This is a genomic window from Streptomyces sp. NRRL F-5650 (genome assembly GCF_000721365.1).
GTDB lineage: Bacteria > Actinomycetota > Actinomycetes > Streptomycetales > Streptomycetaceae > Streptomyces > Streptomyces ardesiacus.
The window spans coordinates 202,511-227,633 of the sequence record NZ_JOGV01000005.1; the positions used below are offsets into that span (position 1 = coordinate 202,511).

Sequence of the window (25,123 nt, forward strand, 5' to 3'; positions counted from 1 at the left end):
GCGTAGGACGCGAACAGGCGCCGCTCTGAAGGTCACGCGGTCTTGCGCCCCAGGAGAGCCAGAAGCTGCTGCTGAGCTGTGGCGCGCGCCGGAGCTGTCAGCGAGGGTGCATACATTCCGGTGGCGGCGAATTGTTCTGCCATGGGAGCAATGACCGTCAGGCACGCCTCGACGGCCTCGCCATCAAGGACCGTTTCGAATCCCGCGGCCTGGGCGAGGTCCCAGGCGTGCACGAGCGGTTCGATGACCGCGGTGGTCAGTACCCACTCGCCCGTCACTTCGCCGTGATGTGAGGCAACGCAGCTGCTCGGGTCGATGGTGGTCAGCAGATCCAGCATGGACCGGCAAGTGGCACTCCAGGCTGTGACCGGTTGCCCGACGACCGCCTCGACCGGGTCCCGGAGCGGCTCACGCGGTCCCTGGCCCGACAGCAGAGCGGCGATCTGCTGCTGGCCGTCGATGATGTGTCCCAGGACGTGTAAGCCGGTCCATCCCGGGCAGGGGGAGGCGCTGGTCCAGCGGTGTTCCGGCACTCGATCGACGACGGCGCTGACGCCTGCGAGTACGCGCTGGTAGCGCGCGAGGACATGGTTCATCGTGCCTCCTCCGAGGTGGGCGTCCGTAGGAGCGGATGCAGGGCGTTCCATGCGGCCCTGGCCAGTGCCGTTGCCGCTGTATGGGGTAGCGCGGCTCCGCCCATCAGCCAGTTGCGGGTGTATTCCTGAGCCGGTCCAATCCACACAGCGACCACCACGCTCAGGTCGGGCATGCCGTCCCAGCCACGGTCCCTCAGCCATTGGGCGACAGCACGGAAGAACTCCCTGCTACAAGCCGCGATCCGGGGCGCCTCCCGAGGCGTGCCCCAGTCCGGCGGCGCTGCAAGGAAGGCAGCCAGCTCCGGGTGCGCCTCCACCCAGGCGAGGTGGCGGCGCACGGCTGCCTCGATGCCGCCTTGAAGAGCAGCTTGAGGCGTCAGCACTGCCATCAGCTCGGCCTGGTGCTGTTGGAGACCGTGGAGATAGACCGCTTCGGCAAGATCTTGCTTGGTGCGGAAGTGGTGGAAGAAGCTGCCGTTACTGACCCCCGCCCGCCTACGGACCTCCTCCACCGTCGTGCGTTGCACTCCGTTTTCGAGGAAGCATCCGAGGGCCGCGGCCAGGATGCGCTGGTAGGTATCGGAACCCAACATGACACCAGAGTACTGCTCTAGACCAGTACTCTATCATGGCGGTTCCGGGAAGGCCGCAGGACGTCGAAAAACGAAGGCGAGCTCAAGCGGTCAGCGCATCACCGCTGTTCAGAAGGTCAGCGTAGACCTCTGCCGGAGTGCGGTAGCCATGGATCTTGCGCGGGCGGTGGTTGAGCTCGTAGGCGATGGCGTCCAGGTCGGCCTGGCTGAACCTGCGAAGGTCCGCGCCCTTGGGCAGGTACTGCCGAAGCAGCCGGTTGGTGTTCTCGTTGGTGCCGCGCTGCCACGGGCTGTGCGGCTTGCAGAGGTAGATCGGCATCCCCGTCTCGGCGGTGATGGCCTGGTGCTCGGCGATCTCGCGCCCTCGGTCCCAGGTGAGCGTTCGTCGTAGCTGGGGCGGGATGCCGAGGAGATTCCTGGTGAGATGCGGAGTGACTTGCTCGGCCTTGATGCCGTCGGGCAGCGCGACGATGGCCGTGTAACGGCTGGTGCGCTCGACCAGCGTGGCGACGGCCGAGGGTCGGGTACCCATGACGAGGTCGCCCTCCCAGTGGCCCGGGATCTTGCGGTCCTCGACCTCCGCGGGGCGGGCGGTGATGGACACCATGCCGCGGATGACGCTCCGCCCGGTGGGCCGACGGGCGATCTTCGGACGGCGCATGGGCCTGCCTGACCGCAGCCGCTGGGTGAGGCTGCGGTCGATCGCCTGGCGCCGGCGAGGGTCGTAGAGCGAGAGGTAGATCGCTTCGTGCGAGATCTGCATGGAGGCGTCATCAGGAAACTGCCGGCGCAGCCATCCTGCGATCGGCTCGGGTGACCAGCACAGAGCGAGCTTGGCTTCCACCAGTGCGCGTAGAGCAGGTCGCTGGGCGAGTTTGGCCTGCTTGGGGCGGCGCCCGCGCTCGTAGGCGGCCGCATCGGCCGACGCGGCTCGGTAGCGGTCCCGGCCGCCGTTGCGGGCGATCTCGCGTGAGATGGTCGAAGGAGATCGGCCTAGCCGCTTGGCCAGCTGCCGGGCCGATTCCCCGGCGGCGAGGCCGCGGGATATCTCCTCGCGCTCTCTGCCGCTCAGATGCCGCTCTGACCGCATCTGAGCGGCGAGGCGGACGCCGCCGCTCTGGTGCAGGAACCGACGGGCGCTCTGCATCGGCGCCCCGAGCGCCCGCCCGATCAAGCTGAACGACTGCCCCTCGCGCCAGCGTCTCCAGATCTCGTCCTGCTGAGCTGGCGAAAACCCGTAGTCACGCACCTGTGCCTCCACGATCACATGATCATCCGAGGGTGGTGCGTTGATCACTTGAGGGTGCCGCCGTCAGCCGCAGCCCTGGCCGAAGCCGAGCGCCTGCGCGAAGGACCCGCCGCCGGCAGTTCCGCCGAACGGGTCGTGATCGACCTGACCCACTATGCCGCCGTGGCCGACCGGCTGCGGAGCGTCCCCTCACCGAAGCAGGAGGAGAGTCCGGAGTGAGTACGTCACCGATGCAGGTGAGCGAAGCCCGCCGATTCCAGCAGCTCAGAGGCCACCTGTCCTACCTCAAACTCAACGACGCAGCCGAGGCGTTGAACAGGGTCCTGGACCAGGCCCGCACCGAGCGGATGTCACTGACCGCAGCCCTGGAACGGCTCCTGGAGATCGAGGTCGAAGCCACCGAAGCCCGCAAACTCGCCGCCCGGGAACGGTTCGCCTGCCTGCCCGAGCCCTGGACCCTGGCCGACTTCGACTTCGCCGCCCAGCCCGGCGTCGACGAGAAGCTGATCCGCGACCTGGCAACCTTGCGCTTCCTCGACGACGCCTCCAACGTGCTGTTCGTCGGCCCGCCCGGAGTCGGCAAGACCATGCTGTCCGTCGCCCTCGGACGAGCGGCCGTCGACGCCGGCCACCGCGTCTACTTCACCACCGCCGCCGAACTCGCAGCCAAGTGCCACAAGGCCGCCCTCGAAGGCCGCTGGAAGACCTGCATGCGCTTCTTCGCAGGTCCGAAGCTTCTGATCATCGACGAGCTCGGCTACCTGCCGCTGCCCGAGGACGGCGCCTCGGCCCTGTTCCAGGTGATCAACCAGAGGCATCTCAAGTCCAGCACGATCCTGACGACCAACGTCGGGATCGCCGACTGGGCCGGCGCTTTCGGCGACGCCACCGTCGCTGCCGCCATGCTCGACCGGCTCCTGCACCGAGCTGCCGTCGCAGGCATCGACGGACCCTCCTATCGACTTCGCGGCCATCAGAACCAGGCCGACGCCATGCGCAAGGGAGTCAACGCACGTGTCTCCTGACCCCACTCACAACGACGACCAGCTCACCCCCAGACCGATCAACTGCCCAGTTTGCGCAGGCGAGTTCGCGCCGAGCCCGAAACAGATCTACTGCTCTCCTCGCTGCAAGAGCGCCGCCCACCGACGCGCTCCCGCCGGCCTGGTCGCCCACACATGCCCGGTCTGCGACGGCAACTTCACCGCCAACCCCCGACTCCGCCAGGTCTACTGCTCGCCCGAATGCCGTCGCGAGTCGGAAAGGCAACGCAACCGAACCCGCGACGAGGAACGGGCACGACGCCTCGGCGAACACCCCCGAACCCTTCCGCCCGCTCCGCAGCCGACAGCCCCCGGGACCATCGACCCCCTGGCACCGACGGCCGTCCGGAACTGCCCGCACTGCGACCAGCCCGTCACGATCGTCGCCCTGCTCGCCACCCAGGAAGCCGCCCGCCCCACGATCACCAACCGCATCACCGACATCACCCCACTCAGACGACTCCAGTGAGCTTGGGCTGACCGTCACCGATCACCGGGCCCGCCAACCTGACGGTCGGCGGGCCCGCATCACTCAGGTCCCCGAGCGCAGATGGTCCAGTTCGCCGCCGATCGCATCCCGCAGCGCGTCATGCTGCGGACCGAGCCTGAACCGTTTGTCGCTCCACCATTCACGCGGATAGAGCCACACCGGCTTGCCCACCACATCGGCCGGCTCCCACTCGAACCGCGGCCAGACATGCGCGTGCAAGAACGGGTCCGTGTTCCCCAGGATCTCCAGATTGACCCGGCGGAAAGCCGGGTCCAGCCGCCGACAGGCACGCTCGACCGCTTCACCAAGCTGGTCCATGTCAGACAGGAACGACAGCCGCTTCGCCCTCGGCAGGTCCGACAGCCGCTGCACATCCGGCTCGTCCACGAGCAGAACCGAGTAGCCCGGCAGGAACTGAACGTCCCCGATCACCGCGAACCCCGACGCCAGCCGTCGCAGCACGGTCGGGTTCTCGCCCCTCAGCGCAGCCCCGATCCGGTCCATCCGCCAGTCACCAGTCATGGCCAAAACCTACATTCTGGTGATCAAGGACCGCTCTCCGATCCCCACCCTCCTCACACACTTCAAAGGCCAAGCAAGTGGGGCGAGGAGCGGCCCCGGCCGTTTTCAAGGCTCTGTCCGCAGTTCCGTGAATCCCCAGGTCAGTAGCAGGAACGCGGGATCGTTTCAGCAACGTACTTCTTGTCGTGGCGAGCAAGACGGTTGAGGATGTGCTGTTTCCCGGGATCGATGTGCGGGTGGAGGAGGTGAACGACTCCTCCGGCGTCCTGGTGGTGGAGGCGGTGTCGACGGCCCGCCCAGGTCGGTGCCCGAACTGCCGCAAGCAGGCCCGCCGCGTGCACAGCACGTATCAACGCACCCTGGATGAACGGCCGTTGGGCTCGCGCCGGGTCATCGTCCGTCTCCGGGTGCGCCGGTACTTCTGCGACCGGTGGAAGTGTTGCCGTACGACCTTCGTCGAGCAGGTTCCGGGCCTGTCCGCGCGCTACCGCCGTTCCAGCACTGGGCTGGCGGGCTGGCTGCGCTCGATCGCGATCGAACTCGGCGGCCGTCCCGCAGCCCGGTTGTGCCGCCGCTTGCGGCTGACCGCGGGCCGGACGCGGCTGCTCAGGCTACTGACGGTCCCGGCTGTGCCGGACCGTGCCCCACGGGTGCTGGGGGTGGACGAGTTCGCCTTCCGCAAGGGCTGCACCTACGGCACCGTGCTGGTCGACGTCGAGGCCGGCCGGGTCGTGGACGTACTGCCCGACCGCACCTCGGAGAGGTTCGCAGCCTGGCTCACCGAGCATCCCGGCGCCGAGATCATCTGCCGGGACCGGGCCAGCGCCTACACCAAGGCGGTCAGGGAAGCCGCCCCTCGTGCCCTGGAAGTCGCTGATCGCTGGCACCTGTTACAGAACCTGTCCGCGGCAGTGGAGAAGACCTGCCACCAGCACCGCGACTGCCTGCGCAAACGCGCCGAGGAGGAGACAGTGACCGAGGTGCCGGGACCGCCTCCGATACTGTTACCGCCCGCGGAACTGCCCCGCACCCAGATCATCGAACGCACCCGCCACCGCTACGAGGACATCCACCGCCTGCTGGAGAAGCACTGGACCGTCAGCGCCATCGCCCGCCGGCTGAACCTCGACCGCAAGACCGTGCGCCGTTTCCGCGACACCGACCTCGACGAGCTGCTGGCCTCCGCCCGCGAGCGCCGCCCCAACGGCGTCCTGGAGCCATTCAAGGCGTACCTCAACGCCCAGTTCACCGAAGCCCAAGGCCAGGTCAGCGGCACACGCCTGTTCCTGGAGATCCAGGCTCGCGGCTACCGTGGCAGCCGCCAGGTCGTCCGCAAACACCTCGCCGCCCTCCGCGCGGGCACCGCCGAACCAGTCCGGGCCGACATCCCCAGCCCTCGCAAGATCACCTCGTGGATCATGCGGCCCCGTAACACTCTCACCGAGAGCCAGGACCAACGGCTGCTTCAAGTCCGGCTCGCCTGCCCGGACATCACCCGAGCCTGCGACCTCGCTCGGGCGTTTGCCGATCTCGTCCGTCACCAGCGCGGATACCTGCTGCTGGAGTGGATCCGGCAAGCCGAGCAGGATGCTCCGAAGCCCATGAAGGGCTTCGCTGGCTTCCTCCGCCAGGACCTCGACGCCGTCACCGCCGGCCTCACCCTGCCCTGGAGCTCCGGGGTCGTCGAAGGACACGTGAACCGGGTGAAAACGCTCAAGCGAGCCATGTACGGCCGAGCCTCGTTCGAACTCCTCCGGACCCGGATTCTCACCCAGCCATGAGGGCTGTGACTCATGCCCGCCTCATGCAACGAGCCTGGTGGCAAAGGCCGCTATCAGGGTGTCCGCCCTCAGCAGCAGCTCAGGGTTACACGTTCCCGCCACGCGGACAGAAATCTCATCACCACCCACGGCGTGCGCAAGGTGCACTTCGACGTGATGGTCCGATCCGACAAGTGGATAGCTGTACCAGCGATCCGGGTGTTCATCATCGGTGGCCTCAAGGCCGAGTTCGACCGTCTGCCAGTCGGTGTCATCGAAGTCGTAGCCTGCATAGCGCGCCAGGAGAGCCAAGAGGGGCTGGACGTTCTCATTCCAGATCCAGCCCTCTGCTGCACGTTCCCGGTTGCTGCCTGCCATCGGGCCAGAGTGCCACATGCGGCACGTTCGGTCCCTGCTATATGCCCATTCACGGAACTGCGGACAGAGCCGTTCTCAAAGATCCCCATCACTGGGGCCAGTGATGTCCGGGGCCAAGATCAAGTGCTTAGCGCCAACGGCTGTTCCGTTGGTCCCCACGGCCGGAGCAGAACACCGCCGTCGACTCCACCGACGGCATCAGCGGATCCCCGCACCCCCGACATAGCCGCGGCCCAGTAACGCGGTCGTCCGCGACCACGACCAGCCGCAGCCGAGGCACCCCGTTCCTGCCCATGTCGTCACAGTACGGACGTCAGCCCTGCCGAACAGGGGTGTGGCGGTACATGTTTGGAAGCTTTCGCATCATCCGAACAGACGGAGAACTGGAACGGACGCAGCGATCATTCCCCGCATCCAACTCCAGTAAAGAATCCTCCATGCGATCGGAAGCCTCTGGAGGATCTGCTGCTTCTGGGGAGGCTCTGCATCTCTCAGGAGAACATAGACAGCAAGCGGGCTGGCGCCGCGCACAATCGACCGCATTGTCTTTTTCGGGATCGCAAGGCAGATGCCTTCAGTGTCCGGCCTTGCGAAGGCGAGTGTCCGGGCTCGGCGCGCCGAGAGACTACCCAAGACCGACATCAGCTGCTCCGCGGACATATGCTCCGCCGCAGAACACGCCCGGTCTTCAGGCATGGATTCAATCTCGGCGCAGATGCGGTCGAAAGACATGCCGATGAACCTGCCCACTTGGGCGGCAGCCGATCTTTCGTCAAGCACCTTCTGCCGTGTCGGGGTGTCCAGTCGCTCAAGGATCCCTGAGAGCGTTTCCTCCGGAAAAGCGACCATGACGCGCCCCAGATCGCTGGCGGCCCAGGAGTGCGCTTGGAGAACTTCCAAACCGCGAAGGCTGCCTGATCTGCTGGGAGGGACGACAGGAGCGCCAGGGCCCCTTCTGGCCCCATGCTTCTAAAAAGCAAGATTGCGTCGTATGGCGAGAGAGCTTGGAACACCTCTCTCCGCTGAGGCAGCTCGATGACGAAGGAAGCTGCGCGTTCAACACCAAGGTCCGTCACTACCTGTGAGGCCACGTGAGGTGGACTGTCGCGAAGGGAACTGACCAGCCATGCATCGGGCATCTCGCGAAGGATGTCCGTCTGATGATATTTCGGCAGCGCCCCAAGCAGCGGTAGTCCAGATTCTCTGGGAAGAGAGCTGATGATTTTCGCCAAGGCGTCCGAGGTGTTATTGCCAATCATCTGCGCCGCAGTCTCTGGCGGAAGCAGCGCCAAGACGTCCAGCGCACGGCCCGCGGCAAGCATCTTCGCGACAATCTCACGCGGCATCACGGCCATGAGATGCTCCGCGTTTTCGCTGGGCATGGCGCAGAGAGAGTCAACCGCCGAGGAATCAGACATGGAAGCGAGCAGCATTATGGCTCGCACTTCGTCCATGGTGGCGAGCATCTCGCCGGTTCGCTGCGGGGACAGTAAGCCAAGCCTCATAGCCGCCACGTCCACTTCCATGGCGACACAGACAGCTACTGCCTGATCAAGCGGCATTTCGGCAAGGCGTGCCGCCGCCGCAGTCACGGACGTGCTGGACAACTCACTCGCCACGGTGCGAGTGAAGTCCGTGCCAATGTGGATGTTTCCTTGTCTCACCTGGTAGACACGCGCGTTGCCCTCTGCATGGGCATGCATTGCTGTGCCGTCGCCCGGCTCCCCAGCCCCGGTCTCCGTCATGACTCGGAGATGTTCATCGTGCCCTGGCCGAGCTGATACATGCGTGACTGGCCCGTTGCGAGACCGTTCATGGTGACGCCGCCGTTCCAGACCTGCTGAGCCGAATCATTGCCAGCGACGTCTTCCATAGCGGCACGGAGCTCGGCTGCGAACGCCTCTCGCTGCGACTCATCGAGACTTTCCAACAGCAGCTCTACCCGGGTTCGCCACACTCCGGCCTGGTACGTCCTCACTGAATCAGCCTCTGTCGGATCGGCAGAGGCAATCTCAGCGGCTGTTCGATCAAGCCTTGCAAGCTCACCGCTCTCTGCCTGCTCCCCGCCGCGACCCAGCATCCGGCCGAGCCGCTCACGGAAGGTGTTCCAGGCGTCGGTACCAGCAGCCTGCACGACTGCGGTTCCTGCCATCGCGGCTACCGCCGTCAGAGCCTCTGGCAGCACGGGATCCCCCCCCTCGCTTCGCGTCAACGCGCCGGATTTTACTCCGCTTTGGCCTCTAGCGCCGCCCACCACACCGGCATCAACGCGCCATCACACACGCAGCAACGCGCCGTCCCCGATCGGCAGAGCCAGTAGCTACTCGCGGGGAGATGGGTTCAGTGAGTCCGTCCAACTCGATCGCCACATCCACCCACGTCGGAGGCTATAGCCGCTTGTCATGCAGGGCTCAGACACAGCTTCTGAACTTGTCGTTTAACGGCTCTGCTTGCTTGTCAGTCCCATGCGTTGAAGAGCACTCCGCCCAACGTCGTGATGCTGTAGAAGCGGACCTCACGCCACTCGCCCGGCCCGAGCACTGAGGTGTCCACGTCGGAAAGCGGTGTGGCAAGCAACTTGCTGCTCAGGACGACGAAGCCCGCGTCGGTAAAGGCATGAGCCCACGGAGGCGGTGCGAGGAACTCCTCCCCGTACCAGTCCCGACGTGTCTGGGCGAAGGCGATCCAGGGGTGATGAGCGTGACATAGGACGATGCTCTCGCCTGCGCCTCCGACGACCGATGCGGTGTGGAAGGTCCGAGGGTATGCCTGTTCCTCCACGTCGCCCACTTTGCCCCCGGCGCCGCGGGCAGCGGCATACAGAGCGGCGCGGAACGCCCGCAGGTCGGTCTTCGGGAGTGGGCCCTCCTTCGGCCAGAAGAAGCCTGTCGCCCCCCGCGGCAGCACGAAGCTGGTGTTCCCGTCGTTGACCATGCCGCTCATTTTGCCTGGTGGGAGGTGCATCGGTTGTCGAGGTGGCGTGAGCTGCGGGTTCACGCTGTGCGGCGAGGCTTGGTGCCCACCTTGTGATGGGCGGGACGGGTATACGCCTCGCCTGTCGCGAGGACTCTGCCCACGTCATGACGGGTGGCGGGGTGACGGTTCTTTGAGCCCGGCGGACGGCCGGGTCCAGGGCGGGACGGTTTCGGTGCACCGGTAGGAGTGCCGGTCTTCGTGCGCAGGTTCCTGAACCCCCGTCGGACGCGGGCGGGAGTGAGTCTGTTCGGCTCGGCTGGCTTCTCCCAGGGGCGCCGGAGGTCAGCGGCCAGCGGGCGGGCGAGCCGGAGCTGGGCATAGGCGGCGATCACCAGCCAGGTCCACCGGTCGGCTGCTTCCGAGCTGCGAAGCCGGGGCTTGGTCCATCCGAGCGTCTGCTTGAACAGGCGGAATGTGTGCTCGATGTCGAAGCGGCGGAGGAAGGACTGCCAGCAGCGGTCCACGTCGCCGGTGGTGGCGTCGGTGCCCGACCACCACAGCCAGACCGGCTTGTTGACCCCGCCGCTGGGCAGCTTCTCCACGACCAGACGGATGACGGTGCCCTCGATGAGAGGCAGCGGACCGTCGTGGTCGAGCCAGGCCGCCCGACGTGTCAGCCTCGGATGCAGCCGGTCCCATGCCTGCGCGGTCGCCTTCCCGTAGCGGCGAGTATCGGTGACCGTCACGGCCTGCTCGGTGCCCCAGGTGGCCGGGTCGCCGAAGACGAACTCGCCGCCGTGCTTCGGCGGTCGCCCGCCTTGGGGATAGGACAGGGCGTACTCCTTGAGCGAGGGCGTCGGCCGGCGCATCACCCGGTCCGACCGCAGTCGGCCCAGGATCTCGACGGGCAGGTCGCCCAGCAGGTGAGCGATGCGGGGCGCGTCGTATCCGGTGTCCAGGACGGCCAGGACGTTGGGGTCGCCCTGCTTCCACTGACCGGCGGCGACGAGCCGTTCGACGACCTCGCGGAGCTGGACCGTGGTCACCGCAGCGACGTCGGCGCCAGGGTCCAGGCGCACCGCGTCCAGCACCGCCGTCCAGGACGTGCGGCCGGTCTCCAGCGCGGCCACCACCGAGTAAGGCCAGCCGGGCACCATCTGATGCTTGCCCTCACCCCGGCCGAACGTGTGGCAAAAGGCCCGGTCGGCGCTGGTGTTGGCGTCCGGCCGGAGCCACGGCGAGACATCCACCGCCAGCACGAGCCGGCCGTCCGCCGCCCTGGGCAACGGCACCCCAGCCAGGGCCCGACGCAGCCGGGCGACGTCGATGCGGCCCTGGTTGAGTCCGCCGTACAGAGCTCCATGCCCACGGCGGTGTTCGGGCGCGAGCGCGAGATCGACCAGCGTCCGCACCGGCCCGTCCGTGCACAGCAACGCGTCGCACAGCTCGAACAACGCGTCGCCACGTGCGGTCAGACACGCGTACAGCTCCGACCGGAAGTGTGACACTTCCGCGAACGCATCCCGCAGGACGCCCTGGTGCACCAAGCTCACGGTCACGGCCTTCGCGCTGATCCACTCTGTGACGGAGCACAGGATCAGACGAAGGCCGCCTACACGTCCGCCGAACTGCGAAAACGCTGACCAAGTTCGAGCCGCGTTCGACACCGGACCATAAGTGACAAGCTCATCGCCGTCACCGCCCGCAGCAACCGGTCCAAGGCTGGGCGCAGTGTGTCACGAGGGTTGACGACCTGTACATCAACAACCAGGTGACAAGGAAGCCTTGGGCCTGTCCGAGGACATCCTCGCTCGTTGGTCAAGCTGCAGTCCTTCAGCGAGTCGGACCGCGCTCGAAGACTGGAGCGCCGACCGCGGACATCTGGCGCGAGGGGACCCGTCGTCTAGGTGTCAGATGAGCACGGATGGCTCCTCGATGATCTGGAGCAGCATCTCGACGCCCTGTGCACAGACTCCCAGCTGAGTGTGGCCGTGTGATCCTGCGCGTCGGCGAATCCTGGGTCCGCGGAGTAGCCGAGCAGGCCGACGCCCACGATCGGTCCGCTGACGGGTGCGGCATGCTCATCGCCGTCATCAGCCGCTACGGCGGCGAACTGCTCGTCATCATCCACCGTCTACGACGGGCGCCTATGCCAGCGCCGCCGCACTGAGTGGTTGCAGCTGGCTGGAGCACTCCACTCTCACAGCCGCCGTCGGGTGCCTCAAGGCTGGCAACATCCCGGTCAACTGCACTCGTGAGCAGCTCATGGCACTGGCCCGCGAACGGCACAACCATGGTTGTAGCGCCGCGCCCATCGTCCCTCCTGTGCACTTGGGAGGCCCGGACTCGTGGGGGTTCGGACTGCCCGCGGGCGGTGCCGATGCACGGCAGAGACGGCACATTGGACCGAAGTTCCGGCGGGTCAGGCTGCCGCCCTAACGGGTCATGATGGTTACGTAAACGTGATCACATGTCGTACAACCATGCCCAAACGTGGGGTCCCTCACATGGCCTTCCGGAACTTGGCGTGTTGATGTCCGTTTCCGTCCGTTGACGTGGCGTTCTGTTGAGGCGTTAGTTACCCCTGGCTACTTTGTGAATCTTGTGGGCGGGGTGTGGCGGGGATGTGGATCCGATTGCGTGCCGGGCAACGAATGCTGACCGGACGGAGGGGCCGTGCGGGGAGACCGGACGGAAGACGCGGCCGCGCAGCGGGCGCGGGTCTGACGGCGGCCGTGTGCATGGCGGTCGTTGTGGCCGTCGTTCCGGGACCGGCGGCTTACGCCGCGGCTGAGGACGAGCCGCCCGCTGCGCCGTTGTCGGAGGGGCAGAAGGCCCTCGCGCAGGCGCAGGACTCTGGTCAGCGGGTGGAGGTGACCGGGGAGCGCACGGCGCGGACGACAGTCTTCGCCAATCCGGACGGTCACACGTTCACGCTGGAGGAGTCCTCCACACCGGTCCGCGCCCCGGCTGCGGACGGTGGGTGGCAGGCACCCGATCCGACCCTGGTGAAGCGTTCGGACGGCACGGTGGGCCCGAAGGGGGCTGCCGTGCAGATGGCGTTCTCCGGGGGCGGCGACGCCGGCCCGCTGGCGCGGATCGAGGATCAGGGGCGCTCTCTGGCGCTGGACTGGCCGGGCCAGTTGCCCGTCCCGCGCCTGGAGGGGTCCAGTGCCGTGTACCCGGAGGTGCTGAAGGACGTCGACCTGCGGGTGACCGCCACGCCGGAGAGCTTCAAGTACGTCCTGGTGGTGAAGACCCCCGAAGCGGCGGCCAGTGATGAGCTGGAGAAGCTCACTTTCGGCCTGGACACGCAGAACTTGACCGTCCGTGAGGGGGCGGCGGGGAACCTGGCTGCGGTCGACGGCAACGGCACCACGGTCTTCAAGGCGCCGCCGGCCCGGATGTGGGACTCGGCCGGCCAGGACACCGGCGGCGGGACCGCACCGCAGCTGGTGACCGTTCAGGCCGCCGACACTCCGGGCGGGGCCCAGGAGGGGCAGCCGTCGGACCCGGCGGAGAGCGCACCGTCCGGCTCGGGCCAGGAACCGGGCCAGGGAGACACCGTGGCTCGCATCGACGTCGAGGTCACCCAGGACGCACTGTCGGTCATCCCCGACACGAACATGCTGACCTCCACCGAGCCCTCGGCCTTCCCGGTCTTCATCGACCCCCCGATCACGTGGGGGGAGTCGGAACGTACGCTGCTGCGCAGTGACGGCTACGAGTCCTACGGCTGGGGCAACGGGGACGACGGCCTGGGCAAGGGTGCGGGCAAGTGCGGCTCTTGGTCCGGCTACTACTGCGGTCCTGGCTACGTGCAGAAGCTGTACTTCGAGTTCTCCCCGGACAGCCTGAAAGGCAAGAAAATCCTGGACGCCACCTTCCGGGTCACCGAGCCGTGGGCGTTCCAGTGCGATCCGCGCTGGGTGGATCTGGTTCGCACCAACAACATCTCCTCCTCCACCACCTGGTCGTCACGGCCGAAGGAACTCGACTGGATGGGCGACCGGTGGGTGTCGGCGGGCCGGGGCTCGCTGTGCGACCCGGACTCGCCGGATGCGCCTATCGAGTTCAACGACAACCCGGAGGAGTCGAACGAGAACCTCACTCCGACCGTGCAGAGCTTCGCTGCGGGCAAGTTCTCCCGCCTCACCCTGGAGATCCGGGCGCACGACGAGTCGGACACCTCAGCGTGGAAGCGGTTCAAGAACGACGCCGTGCTTGCGGTCGACTTCGTCGGCCTGCCTGAGAAGCCCAGCGCTGTCGGTCTGCAGGGAGGCGGGAGCAGTACCAAGCCCGTCTGCAATACGTCGGAGAGCGACCCGGCGATCGTTTCCTACCCCGCGCCGAACCTCAAGGCCACTCCGCAGACCAAGGCCGGCGGGGAGAAGGAAGCGCAGCTTCGCGTGTACTTCGACATCGACGTGAAGAACGCCGACGCGAGCTGGTCGGACGTCACCCCGCCCTCGACCGGCTCACTCAGTCCCTCCACGGGGTACGTGGCAGACAATCAGGGTGTTTCACTCAAATGGTCGAGTCTGGTCGAGGGCAAGCTGTACCGCTACCACGCCTGGACCTGGTCCTACTACAACAACGGCTCCCACCTGAGCAGCGCGGCCTCCAACGGTTTCTGCTTCTTCAAGGTCGACCCGACACGCCCCAAGGCACCGAAGATCACGGTCGGAGCACCGTACAGCGAGTGTGTGACCAACGACTGCAAGGCCGGTGGCGGGCCTGGGACAGCCGGCAAGTTCACCTTCGCACCTGCCGAAGGCGACACAAACTCCGCCTACCTGTACCGGCTGTCCTCCGACGATGGCTGGTCCACGGTGCAGGGCTCCACGAAATCCGTGACGATCACGCCGCCGAAAGCGGGCCTGTACAGCCTGTATGTGATGCCCAAAGACGTGATCGGCAGAATCGGGGCGGCCTCCGTGGTCGACTTCCTCGTCGATGTCGGTGAGAAAGAAGTCGGACGCTGGGACTTCTCGGAGGATGAAGGAGCAGCCCTCGACTCCGCCAAGACCATGGACGACGCCGACGACGCGACCCTGGCCGGGGGAGCAGAACGCGACGACCACGGCCGACTCGGCGAGATCACCCACGACGCTCACGACGCCCCGCAGGAGCCCGAGACCGACAAGGCCCTGTCCCTGAACGGGACCACGAGCTACGCGGCCACGGCCGGCCAGGTCCTGGAGACCCGGGCCTCCTACACGGTCTCCTCGTGGGCACGGCTGACGGAGGCGCCGACCCACAACTCCACGGTCCTCAGCCAGGACGGCGGACACCGCAGCCCCTTCGCCCTCGGCTACGAACACTCGAAGGGCAGATGGGCGCTGCGCGCGGTCAACAAGGACGCCCCGGTCACCGACACCTGGTCATACGCCCAGGTCAATTCGGCCAACGCGCCGACCATCGGAGCCTGGACCCTTCTGACCGGCGTCTACGACGCGGAGAAGCAGGAGATCCGGCTGTACGTCAACGGCAAGCTGCAGGGCACCGCGCCCTATACGACCGCGTGGGCGGCGACCGGCCCGCTGCAGATGGGCCGCATGCACTGGTCGGACACCTACAGCGACTACTTCAAAGGCAACATGGACGAGCCCGCCGTGTGGCAGCGGGCACTGCAGCCGCAGGAGATCGCGGATCTCGCACAGCCGATGAACTCGCCGAACCGGGCGGCGGTGGAACTGGTGGCGGACTGGTCGGCTGACCACGGCAGCGGCACCATCATCCCCGACAGCATGGCCTCGGGCTACGGCAAGCCGCTGACCCTGACCGGCGGAGCGTCGCTGAACGACCAGGCCATCACCCTGGACGGCGCGGACGACGCAGCCACCGCACCAGGACCACTTGTAGACGAATCCGGCTCGTTCACCGTCACCACCCTGGCAGCCCTAGACCCGGACAAGGTCGCCTCCAAGACCGACGGCTACATCGGCCAGGTCCTGGGCCAGCGCACCGCGGACGGCTCGGCATGGGGCATATGGTACAAGCGGACCGGCAGTACCAGCGAGTTCGACGAGACGACAGGAGAGTTCAAAACCGTCCCGGAGGGCTTTTGGTACTTCGGCCGACTCAATGCTGACGGAACCCTTGACGCCGTGGCCTCGGAAGCAAGCGCAGCCATGGACGACATGGTCCGCCTGACCGGAGTCTTCAATGCCGCTGACGGCACCATCACCCTCTACGTCGGCAACATCGCCAACGGCACACCCCAGGTCTTCACCGCACAGGCCGGAACAGGTGACTTCGCCCTCGGCAAGGGCTTCAGCAACGGGAAATGGCAGCACTACCTGCCCGCCCGCGTACGCGAGGCACGCCTGTGGGCTGGAGCGATGACGACGCCAGAACAGATCAGCGAGACCACTGTCGGCGACTGACGGACGAACGGTGAGGGGCGGACACCGGCGTCCGCCCCCACCACATCAAGCGATGGCACACGCGGCGGCGCGCTGCGCGACGGACTTCCTTCGTAGGGACTGGGTGGGGCAAGAACCATGGGCTTTGGCATAGGCACCTCAAGACGCCGGGACGGAGCAGGCCGGCATGGCAAGGGCCGGCTGCTGGCGCAGGCAGTGGCGCTGGCGCTGATCGTCCCGACCGGGCTGGCCCAGGTCGCGCTGGCAGCAGAACAGGAGGGCCTGGGCCGCCCCGACGTCCCCAAGTCCCCCGTGTCGAAGGTCAAGGCCTTCGAAGCCGACGCGAACAAGGCACGGGCCAAGGTTGCCAAGGAACGCAAGGCCAACGCCCAGCAGGCCAAGAAGGCCACAGCAGAACGCAATGCCGCCTGGCCGAAGCAGGCCACGACAACGCTCACGCTGAACAGCGGCAGCAGCGCCAAGATCGCTCCGGGTGGCCTGCCCGTCACCATCACTCCGACCACGGGCACCAGCAAGCGCTCCACCGCCCCGTCAGCTCAAGCAGACGGCGAGGCACAGCTGACCGTTCTGGACCAGCAGACCGCCCGCAAGGCCGGGGTGACCGGCGTCCTGCTCACAGCAGCCGCCGAAACACCCGGCACAGCGAACGTCCGCGTGGACTACAGCAGCTTCGCCTCGGCGATCGGTGGCGGCTGGTCCCAGCGACTGCACCTGGTCCAGTTGCCATCCTGTGTGCTGACGACTCCGGACAAGGCAGAGTGCCGCAAGCAGACGCCCGTTCCTTCTGACAACGATCTCAACGGTCAGGCGGTGTCTGCGAAGGTCACCCTCAGCCAGGCGACCGCCGGGCCGTCCGCTCAGTTGCTGGCCGAGGCGGGCAGTGCCGCCCCGAACGCGACGGTGCTGGCGGTGACGGCAGCCTCGGCCGGGTCGGGTCCATCACCCAAGGGCGCGGGCGACTATTCGGCGACGAAGCTGTCGGAGTCCTCGTCCTGGCAGGCAGGCGGCAGCTCCGGCTCCTTCACCTGGTCCTACGACTTCGCCATGCCCCCGGCTGCGGCGGGCCCGGTGCCGCCCCTGTCGCTGTCGTACGACTCGGGCAGTGTCGACGGGCGCACCGCCACGACGAACAACCAGACCACGTCGGTGGGCGAGGGCTTCACCATCACCGAGTCCTACATCACCCGCACCTACGGCTCCTGCGACGACGACGGTCACGACGACGTCTTCGACCAGTGCTGGAAGTACGACAACGCGAGCCTGGTCCTGAACGGCAAGTCGACCCGCCTGGTCAAGGACAACACCAGCGGCGCCTGGCACCTGGAGGACGACGACGCCTCTACGGTGACCCGCTCCACCGGCGCCGACAACAACGACGACAACGGCGAATACTGGACCGTCACCACCAGCGACGGCACCAAGTACGTCTTCGGCAAGAACAAGCTCGACGGCGCCGGCACCCAGCGCACCAACTCCACCTGGACCGTGCCCGTCTTCGGCGACGACTCCGGCGAACCCGGCTACAGCGGAGGCGACACCTTCGCCGACCGCGCCCTCACCCAGGCATGGCGCTGGAACCTCGACTACATCGAAGACACCCGCGGCAACGCCTCCACGTACTGGTACACCAAGGAGTCGAACTACTACAAGAAGAACAAAGCGACCAAGGCCAGCGAACCCTACGACCGCGGCGGCCACCTCGACCGCATCGAGTACGGCCTGCGCAAAGACGCCCTGTTCACCGACAAGGCCGACGCCAAGGTCACCCTCACCTACAAGGAACGCTGCACCGTCTCGGTCGAAAAGTGCGGCAGTCTGACCAAGGACACCGCCGAGAACTGGCCGGACGTGCCGTTCGACGCGATCTGTTCCAAGGACGACGACGAATGCAACGCGGCCGGTCCGTCCTTCTTCACCCGCAAGCGCCTGACCAGCATCGACACCTCCTCCTACAACGCCACCAGCAGCGCTTACGACCCGGTGGACTCCTGGGCCCTGACCGAGAAGTACCTGGACGGCGGTGACATCGGCGACAGCTCCGACCAGGTCCTCACCCTCACCGACCTGAAGCGGACCGCGAAGGCAGGCGACACGGTCATCACGGTCGACCCCGTCACGTTCACCTATCAGACGCGGCCGAACCGCGTCGACGGCACCGACGACATCCTGCCCCTGACCCGGCCACGGATCTCCACCATCACCTCCGAGACCGGCGCCGTCACCGCGGTGACCCTGTCGTCACCGGAGTGCACGCGCAGCGAGGCCCTGGACGCGGCACCGGACACAAACACCCGCTCCTGCTACCCGCAGTACTGGCACATCAACGGGAACGAGAACGCGGCGATCGACTGGTTCCACAAGTACCGCGTCACCGCCGTCGGCGTCCACGACGCAGCCGTCACCAACCCCGCCGTTGAGTACGCCTACTCCTACAGCGGCGGTGCCTGGCACTACAACGACGACCCGTTCACACCGAAGGACGAACGGACCTGGTCGGACTGGCGCGGCTACCGCCAGGTCACCGCCTACACCGGCGCCGCCGGCGGCACCCGCTCCAAGAGCGTCTCCCTCTACCTGCAGGGCATGCACGGCGACAAGAAAAAGGACGGGACTACCAAATCCGTCACCGTCAACCCCCTGCTCGACACGGACGTTGACTTCTCCGGCACTTCGGACGCGGACCGCTGGAAGGGTCTGCTGCGCCAGCAGGTCACCTACAACGGCAGCCAGCCCATCAGCAGCGTCTTCAAGAACTACACCTACAAGAACACGGCCACCCAGACGGTCCCGGACGCCGCCGACCACACCGCCCTGTGGGTGCGCAACTCCTCCACCTACACCAGCACCTACCTCACCGGCTCCAAAACCTGGCGCACCCAGACCACCGGCCAGAAGTACGACGACCTCGGCATGGTGTACGCCGCCGACGACTGGGGCCAGGCCGGCCTCGGCGGTGACGAAACCTGCACCCGCACCTGGTACGCCCGCAACCCCGACGCCGGCATTACTAGCCTGGTCTCGCGCACCCGCACCGTCGCCAAGCAGTGCTCGGTCACCGACGCCGGCCTGAACCTGCCCGCCACCAGCACCACATCCGGCGACGTCCTCGCCGATACCGCGACGGTCTACGACAAGACTGACGCCACCACCTGGCTGGCTACCCAGAAGCCCACCAAGGGCCAGGCCACCTGGACCGGCCGCGCCACCGGCTACACCACCACGGCCGACAGTGACGGGCAGCGCCTGCCGTCCGGCTGGCAGACCGTCGCCACCACCACCTACGACACCCTCGGCCGGCCACTCGCCGTCACCGACACTGTCGGCCGCACCACCTCCACCGCCTATACACCCGCCGATGCCGGCCCCCTGACCAAAACGATCTCGACCGACCCCAAGGGCTACCGCTCCTACAGTTTCCTCGACCCCCGCCGCGGCCTGGTCCGGCAGAGCGTCGACATCAACAGCAAGATCACCGAGCAGAAGTACGACGCGCTCGGCCGGGTCAAGGAAGTGCGGCTGCCCAACCGCAGCAGCAGCCAGAAACCGAACGTCACCTTCGATTACCACCTGGACAACACCAATCCGTCCTGGGTGTCCACCTCCACTCTGACCAACAGCGACGCCTACGTCACCAGCTATGCGGTGTACGACTCCCTGCTGCGGTCGCTGCAGACCCAGTCCCCAACCCCCGACGGCGGACGGCTACTGACCGACACGCACTACGACACCCGCGGCCTGGCCTACGAAACCTTCGCCGACATCTTCGACAACAAGAGCACCCCCAACGGCACCTACACCCGCGCTGAATACGGCGGTGCCCCCAAGCAGACCGAGACCGTCTTCGACGGCGCTGCCCGCCCCACCACCAGCACCTTCTACGTGGGCGGGGTCAAGAAGTGGGCGACCACCACCAGCTACACCGGTGACTCCACCGCCACCACCGCCCTCGACGGTGGCTCCGCCCAGCGCACCATCACCGACATCCGTGGCAGGACCACCGAAACGCGCAACTACGCCGGTGAAAGCCCCGCCGACACCGCCTTCGGCACCGGCCCCGGCACCAGCTACACCGCAACGAAGTTCACCTACGGTCTCGATGGCCGCCAGAAGACGATCACCGGGCCCGACGGGGCAACCTGGTCCTACGGCTATGACCTGTTCGGCCGCCAGACCAGCACCGACGACCCCGACAAGGGCAAGACGAGCAGCGAATACAACGCCCTCGACCAGGTCATCAAGACCACCGACTCCCGCGGCAAGTCGATCCTGAGCGCATACGACGAACTCGGCCGCCCCACCGGCACCTGGAGCGGTTCGAAGACCGACGCCAACCAGCTCACCGGCTACACCTACGACACCCTCCTCAAGGGCCTGCCGACCTCGTCCACCCGCTACATCGGCGGCAAGAACGGAGCCGCCTACACCCAGGCCGTCACCGCCTACGACACCATGGGCCGCGCCACCAACACCGAACTGCGGCTGCCCGCCAGCGACCCGTTCGTGAAAGCCGGCCAGTCGGCCACCGTCGCTTCGGAAACGCACTACAACATCGACGGAACACTGAAGCAGACCACAGACCCAGCTCTGGGCGGCCTGCCCTCCGAAATCGTCGGCTACAAGCACGACGACCTCGGCAACCTCACCGCCATCGGCACCTACCTGCCCGAGATCGACTACTCAGCCCTGGCCAAACCGCTCCTGCTCACCATGGGCACCGACGACGACCGGGTCTACGTCGCCAACCGCTTCGAAGAAGGCACCGACCGCCTCACCCAAACCTTCACCCAAGACCACACCCACGACTACCACCTGCAAGAGCTGAACTACAGCTATGACCAGGCCGGCAACGTCACCTCCATCAGCGACCCCACCACCCTCGGCGGCACCAGCAGCCCCGAAACCCAATGCTTCACCTACGACGCCCACCAGCGCCTGACCGAAGCCTGGACCCCCACCACCCAGAACTGCACCGACACCCGCAACGCCAGCACACTCTCAGGCCCGGCCCCCTACTGGACCACCTACACCTACAACCCCGCAGGCCAGCGCACCACCGAAACCCAGCACACCAGCACCTCCACCACGAAAACCACCTACTGCTACACCAACACCAAACAGCCCCACACCCTGACCGGCACCACCACCAAAACCGACTGCACCAACCCCGAACGCACCTACACCTACGACACCACCGGCAACACCACCAAGCGCCCCGGTGTCGCCGACGACTCGACGCAGGACCTTGCCTGGTCGGACGAGGGCAAGCTCAGCCAAGTCACCGAAGGTGACCAGTCCACCGACTACCTCTACGGCGCCGACGGCACCCTCCTCATCCGCACCACCGAAAACGGCGAACGCGTCCTCTACGCCGGCACCACCGAACTGCACCTCCGAGCCGACGGCACCAGCTGGGCCCAGCGCTACTACACCGCCGACGGCATCACCGCCGGCATGCGCACCAACCAGACCGGAACCACCAAGGTCACCTTCCTCATCAGCGACCACCACGGCACCTCCAGCCTCGCCGTCGACCGACTCGACCAGAAATTCACCAAGCGCTACACCACCCCGTTCGGCGAAGGCCGCGGCAAGCTCCTCTACGGGCCCTGGCCCGACGACAGGGGTTTCCTCGGAAAAACCCGCGACACCACAACCGGCCTCACCCACATCGGCGCCCGCGAATACGACCCCACCATCGGTCAATTCATCAGCGTCGACCCTGTGCTCGAAGTCGAAAGACCGCAAACGCTCAACGGCTACAGCTACGCCGCAAACAACCCCGTCACACAGTCCGATCCCACCGGAACCAGGCTCGCCGACTGTGTCGGCGGTTGGAACGAATGCGGGCCCAATGGGACGGGCGGCATCAAAGACCAGCACCAAGTCCCCGACGACAGCGGTGGGTGGGAAGACAGCGGCAGTAGCGATGACGATTGGACCGGTTGCGGCACCCTTTGCCAGGGTGCCCTCCAAGGTGAGATAGACCTGCCAAGCCCGTTCCGGACGGACCTGTGCAACGTCTCTACGAGTAATGGATGCGACGCAGAATTTCGGAAGAGAGTACTTCGCGCCTATAAAGAACTAACCGTCCTTGACGACTACTTCAACTGCACGTTCTTCCATAAAGATGAAGCGTGTGATACGTCAGGCAGTGCATTCTCGTCCGGTGGAGCGACGTACGCCTCCAGTATATTTCTTGGATTCGTCGGCACGGCTAAGCTTCGCCTTTCTGCCGGTGGAGTTAAGGGGCCCGCAAGTAGCCTCGGCGTGAAACTAACAAACGAAGAAGGGCTCGCGGCGGCCGCAGCAGCGAAGGGTGCATTCAGTAAGCCTGGAGGGACGAACGGCGCACTTTACGTTGAGGGTTATGACGATGCAATTCCCATTTCCTCGGGTAAGCGAAACCAGCCTGCCGGCTATGTGGACCCGCCAGGGACGGGCACAGTAAACCGTGAGCACGCCGAGACTCACGCGGTGGCCCTAATGCGGAGTCAAGGATGGAGTAACGGGCACCTCTTCATCGATCAGGACTACATCTGCAGTGCCTGTCTAGATCGGCTGGATCGCATGCTTCCCGAAGGTGCGACTTTGACTGTGACTTATAGGGATAGTGCAGGAGAGGTCCATAGCCCAACCTTTGGCCGCAAGGAATAGAAAAACAACTTGGTTGCCCCTCGCCTTTGTTGTCGAATGCGAGGGGCAATTTCAATGGCCTGCGGATGCTCAGAACCAGTCGGTGTCCGAAATGTTGCGCAGATAGGACGTTTCTGTCGGGTCGATGGCGCCGATCTGAACTTCGCTACAGGCTGACGGGATATCCAACGGTCCGCCTTCGCTCAGCGCGGGACCGATATGGGCGATCAGGGTATCGTTGGCGAATACGCGATGGCCCGGCGCGGGCCAGTTCCACTCCCCAAACGCTACCTCTTCCATCGGCGCGAGAACATCGACCATTCGGTCATTGCGGATGGAGTCGCAAGACAGTCTGTGCGGTGCATTGTACGCGGTTTCAACGAGCGCATTATGAATCAGGAATTCTTCAAAGGTCTCCGGAACCTTGCGCCACTCTTCATACATTCTCCCCTCGTAAACCGCCATTGGCGTCGCTGGGTCGAAGGCCCAGATGGCGTCTCCTGGGTCTGTCATGAAGACGTTCATGCCGTCGCGGACGTTGATATCCCCTATAGGGGTGAACTTCTTAACCGCCATCAAAGGGCGGGACCACTGCGCAGCAAGGGTATGCCATTCCGTGAGTGCTGACGGTACCCGAGGGTGGCTCACGATACGGGCCGCAGATTTATCCGGCTCACCATACCACTTGGTGAGAAACTGGGGCAGGCTGATGCTCGATGGGGGAATCATGGTTGCGATTATTGCACCCCTCTCGTCCTCGCTTCGCGGCTGTCATTGCTACTCGGTCACCGAGAGACGGCAGCAGGGGTTCCCGAGATACATCCGACGAGGCGACAAGATCAGTAACCACGACTGCCCCGCATGCGGCGCGTCCCTACGGGGTGTGGCTTCCGGCCGCGGCCAGCCCCTCTGGCCCATCGACGGGTTCGTGGTCACCCCCGGCCAGACCGGCGTCCAGCTCGACCGCCCCATGCGCCTGATCTTCCGGCCCGGCGAACTCGGCAGAAGATTGTGGAGGACCGGGGCAGGGGAGCCATGCTGAATTCCGCAGGCGGCGAGGGCGTCCCGACCGGCGCAACCCCCGTCCCCAGTCCCGTCGACGATGTCGCCGCCGCCCGGCCGACGTCCCCCGCCGAACAAGTGCTCGCAGACTTCCTGGAAGCGCACCTCGCCCTGCAGCATCATCTGGGCTTCGACGGCACCGTCGGGTGGAAGCACCACTCCGTGTACGACCTCGTGGCCGTGCACGGCCGCTGGAGCGCCCCCGCCCCCCTCCCGGCCGAGGTGCGGCCGGGCCCGGAGCGGCACTGCTTCGCCAACGCGGCAGCGACTGAGCGGGAGCACCCGCGCCTGGCCTACACCGAAGGCTTCGCCGTCCCGACGGACAGCTCCGTACCAACAGCCCACGCCTGGTGCACCGACCCGGACGGCCGCGTAATCGACCCGACCTGGTCCGAACTCGGAGGCAGCGCGTACCTGGGAATCAGACTCCCGTCGCGCCTACGGCCACGCCCGCCCCGCAACTGGGGCGTCCTTGAAGCACCCGACTCCCTGTACCCCCTGCTGCGCAGTGGCTTGTGAGCCGGACTCGTCTTGAGGTGCACTCTGAGGGCATCGGATGCGGCCTCCCAACCGGTCATGCGGGCGGCGAGGTTGTCGCGGATCTCCTCCAACCGGTCGCGCTGGGCCGGGTCCGGCCGGAGGAACGAACACAAGCGTGTTCGTGGATGCAGGCGGTGCCGTAGGCGCGGGCGCAGGTGCCGACGGAGAGCTTGCGGCGTTCGAAGTGGCCGAGGAAGTCCTCCCACTCGGCGTCGGTGGGGGTGCGATATTCCTCTGCCGGCCGCAGGGCGCGGCGGCCGGTGATGAAGGCGTGAGACGAGGAGGCCGGGAACGCGCCGCGGCCCTCACCCATCTGGTGGTGGGGGGCGCAGCGCATCCGTCGGTGGAACTAACGGCGGCCTCCGGTCGGGTTGCGGAAGCGGACGCAGCGCAGGATGACGAGGGCCGCGGTGGCGGCGATGAACTCGGGGATCTGCGGCTGGACGTGGAGGAGGTACCAGGCGGTGCTGGCGAGGGTGGTGTCGGCGAGGCCGGGACGGCGCCATTCGAGGGGGAGGTTGTTCCAGGGGTGTGTTTCCATGGGGCGGTCCCTTCCTTACTGCTTGCGGCTGTGAGGGGGTGAGGACGCGAGGAGGCCGACCCTGCACCGGGCGGCCTCTGTCCGTTCCGAGACGCTATGTGAAGGGAGGGGATTCAGGATGGCCGACGGTTTTCCGCCAGCCATTCGGAAGGGCTTTGTGACACATTCTCCGTTTGAGGATTATCACGGACGGAAACCCCAGTTCAGCGGTGTGCGTACTGCCCGACGGGGTCCTCGCCGTCACCGCGACGCCGGACATGACCACGCTCGTCGCGCCGGACCTCAGCCGCGTTTTGGCCGTCTACGACTCCAAGAGCTCGTAACACGATCTTGTTGAGTGTGCTGGTCGGGCGTGACCGGTGTGACGATTCGGCCGTTCGTGAGGGTGTGAGTGTTCGGCCGTGGATCGTG

18 protein-coding genes and 1 pseudogene are annotated in these 25,123 nt (G+C 66.3%); 7 read left to right on the forward strand and 12 right to left on the reverse strand.

Annotation, left to right across the window (positions count from 1 at the left end):
• Positions 1 to 32: 32 nt before the first annotated feature.
• The 3 genes from IG88_RS0107935 to IG88_RS0107945 all read right to left on the reverse strand — a co-directional run bounded on the left by IG88_RS0107935 (position 33) and on the right by IG88_RS0107945 (position 2,438).
• Complete coding sequence (locus IG88_RS0107935) at positions 33 to 596, reverse strand: TIGR03086 family metal-binding protein (protein WP_031036620.1); 564 nt, start codon at positions 594 to 596, stop codon at positions 33 to 35.
• Positions 593 to 1,189 (reverse strand): TetR/AcrR family transcriptional regulator, encoded by a 597-nt coding sequence (locus IG88_RS0107940; RefSeq protein ID WP_031036623.1) that lies wholly within the window; start codon positions 1,187 to 1,189, stop codon positions 593 to 595. Before IG88_RS0107940 ends, IG88_RS0107935 begins: the two co-directional genes overlap by 4 nt.
• Before the next feature lie 82 nt (positions 1,190 to 1,271).
• Positions 1,272 to 2,438: an IS30 family transposase gene (locus tag IG88_RS0107945; RefSeq protein ID WP_031036628.1), complete on the reverse strand. Its 1,167-nt coding sequence runs from the start codon at positions 2,436 to 2,438 to the stop codon at positions 1,272 to 1,274.
• Between the two features lie 54 nt (positions 2,439 to 2,492).
• On the opposite strand from IG88_RS0107945, the gene IG88_RS40965 reads away from it, so the two are divergent.
• A complete protein-coding gene (locus tag IG88_RS40965) occupies positions 2,493 to 2,657 on the forward strand; it encodes a hypothetical protein (RefSeq protein WP_199807426.1) in 165 nt (54 codons plus the stop codon).
• Entirely contained in the window at positions 2,654 to 3,463 is an 810-nt protein-coding gene (gene istB, locus IG88_RS0107955; RefSeq protein ID WP_031036631.1) for an IS21-like element helper ATPase IstB, read from the forward strand. Before IG88_RS40965 ends, istB begins: the two co-directional genes overlap by 4 nt.
• A gap of 550 nt (positions 3,464 to 4,013) precedes the next feature.
• Here the strand turns inward: istB and IG88_RS0107960 are convergent.
• The gene (locus tag IG88_RS0107960; protein WP_031036635.1) at positions 4,014 to 4,493 is read right to left on the reverse strand and encodes an HIT family protein; all 480 of its coding nucleotides are present in this window, start codon (positions 4,491 to 4,493) and stop codon (positions 4,014 to 4,016) included.
• A 209-nt stretch (positions 4,494 to 4,702) separates the two neighbouring features.
• Between IG88_RS0107960 and IG88_RS0107965 the strand changes: the two genes are divergently transcribed.
• Positions 4,703 to 6,274, forward strand: coding sequence for an ISL3 family transposase (locus IG88_RS0107965; protein ID WP_158853835.1), 1,572 nt, complete (start codon positions 4,703 to 4,705; stop codon positions 6,272 to 6,274).
• 21 nt (positions 6,275 to 6,295) lie between these two features.
• Here IG88_RS0107965 and IG88_RS0107970 read toward each other — a convergent pair whose 3' ends face one another.
• From IG88_RS0107970 to IG88_RS0107995, 6 genes and pseudogenes are all read right to left on the reverse strand, one after another.
• The gene (locus IG88_RS0107970) at positions 6,296 to 6,631 is read right to left on the reverse strand and encodes a hypothetical protein (RefSeq protein ID WP_037835534.1); all 336 of its coding nucleotides are present in this window, start codon (positions 6,629 to 6,631) and stop codon (positions 6,296 to 6,298) included.
• Positions 6,632 to 6,994: 363 nt separating this feature from the next.
• The gene (locus tag IG88_RS0107975) at positions 6,995 to 7,531 is read right to left on the reverse strand and encodes a hypothetical protein (protein ID WP_158853838.1); all 537 of its coding nucleotides are present in this window, start codon (positions 7,529 to 7,531) and stop codon (positions 6,995 to 6,997) included.
• Between the two features lie 443 nt (positions 7,532 to 7,974).
• Positions 7,975 to 8,376: pseudogene (locus IG88_RS45260) on the reverse strand (magnesium transporter MgtE N-terminal domain-containing protein); the annotation flags it as partial.
• Positions 8,373 to 8,783 (reverse strand): hypothetical protein, encoded by a 411-nt coding sequence (locus tag IG88_RS40160; RefSeq protein ID WP_158853841.1) that lies wholly within the window; start codon positions 8,781 to 8,783, stop codon positions 8,373 to 8,375. The pseudogene IG88_RS45260 and the gene IG88_RS40160, both read right to left, overlap by 4 nt.
• A 305-nt stretch (positions 8,784 to 9,088) precedes the next feature.
• Positions 9,089 to 9,565, reverse strand: a complete 477-nt coding sequence (locus IG88_RS0107990; RefSeq protein ID WP_037835488.1) for a hypothetical protein — start codon at positions 9,563 to 9,565, stop codon at positions 9,089 to 9,091.
• A 59-nt stretch (positions 9,566 to 9,624) separates the two neighbouring features.
• Complete coding sequence (locus IG88_RS0107995; RefSeq protein ID WP_037835538.1) at positions 9,625 to 11,100, reverse strand: NF041680 family putative transposase; 1,476 nt, start codon at positions 11,098 to 11,100, stop codon at positions 9,625 to 9,627.
• 440 nt (positions 11,101 to 11,540) lie between these two features.
• Here IG88_RS0107995 and IG88_RS43290 point away from each other — a divergent pair, with 440 nt between their 5' ends.
• The 3 genes from IG88_RS43290 to IG88_RS0108010 all read left to right on the forward strand — a co-directional run bounded on the left by IG88_RS43290 (position 11,541) and on the right by IG88_RS0108010 (position 22,590).
• Positions 11,541 to 11,717 carry a hypothetical protein gene (locus tag IG88_RS43290; protein ID WP_158853844.1) on the forward strand — a complete coding sequence of 59 codons (177 nt, stop codon included), beginning with the start codon at positions 11,541 to 11,543 and terminating at the stop codon, positions 11,715 to 11,717.
• 571 nt (positions 11,718 to 12,288) lie between these two features.
• Positions 12,289 to 15,936: a LamG domain-containing protein gene (locus IG88_RS0108005; RefSeq protein ID WP_031036652.1), complete on the forward strand. Its 3,648-nt coding sequence runs from the start codon at positions 12,289 to 12,291 to the stop codon at positions 15,934 to 15,936.
• 117 nt (positions 15,937 to 16,053) lie between these two features.
• Positions 16,054 to 22,590, forward strand: a complete 6,537-nt coding sequence (locus tag IG88_RS0108010; RefSeq protein WP_234332067.1) for an RHS repeat-associated core domain-containing protein — start codon at positions 16,054 to 16,056, stop codon at positions 22,588 to 22,590.
• A 69-nt stretch (positions 22,591 to 22,659) separates the two neighbouring features.
• On the opposite strand, the gene IG88_RS0108015 is transcribed toward IG88_RS0108010, so the two are convergent.
• On the reverse strand, positions 22,660 to 23,298 hold the full coding sequence (locus IG88_RS0108015) for a hypothetical protein (RefSeq protein ID WP_158853847.1): 639 nt from the start codon (positions 23,296 to 23,298) through the stop codon (positions 22,660 to 22,662).
• A gap of 306 nt (positions 23,299 to 23,604) precedes the next feature.
• Here IG88_RS0108015 and IG88_RS43295 point away from each other — a divergent pair, with 306 nt between their 5' ends.
• Entirely contained in the window at positions 23,605 to 24,150 is a 546-nt protein-coding gene (locus IG88_RS43295; protein ID WP_051851825.1) for a hypothetical protein, read from the forward strand.
• 370 nt (positions 24,151 to 24,520) lie between these two features.
• On the opposite strand, the gene IG88_RS0108030 is transcribed toward IG88_RS43295, so the two are convergent.
• Positions 24,521 to 24,712 carry a hypothetical protein gene (locus IG88_RS0108030; RefSeq protein ID WP_031036663.1) on the reverse strand — a complete coding sequence of 64 codons (192 nt, stop codon included), beginning with the start codon at positions 24,710 to 24,712 and terminating at the stop codon, positions 24,521 to 24,523.
• Between the last annotated feature and the right edge of the window lie 411 nt (positions 24,713 to 25,123).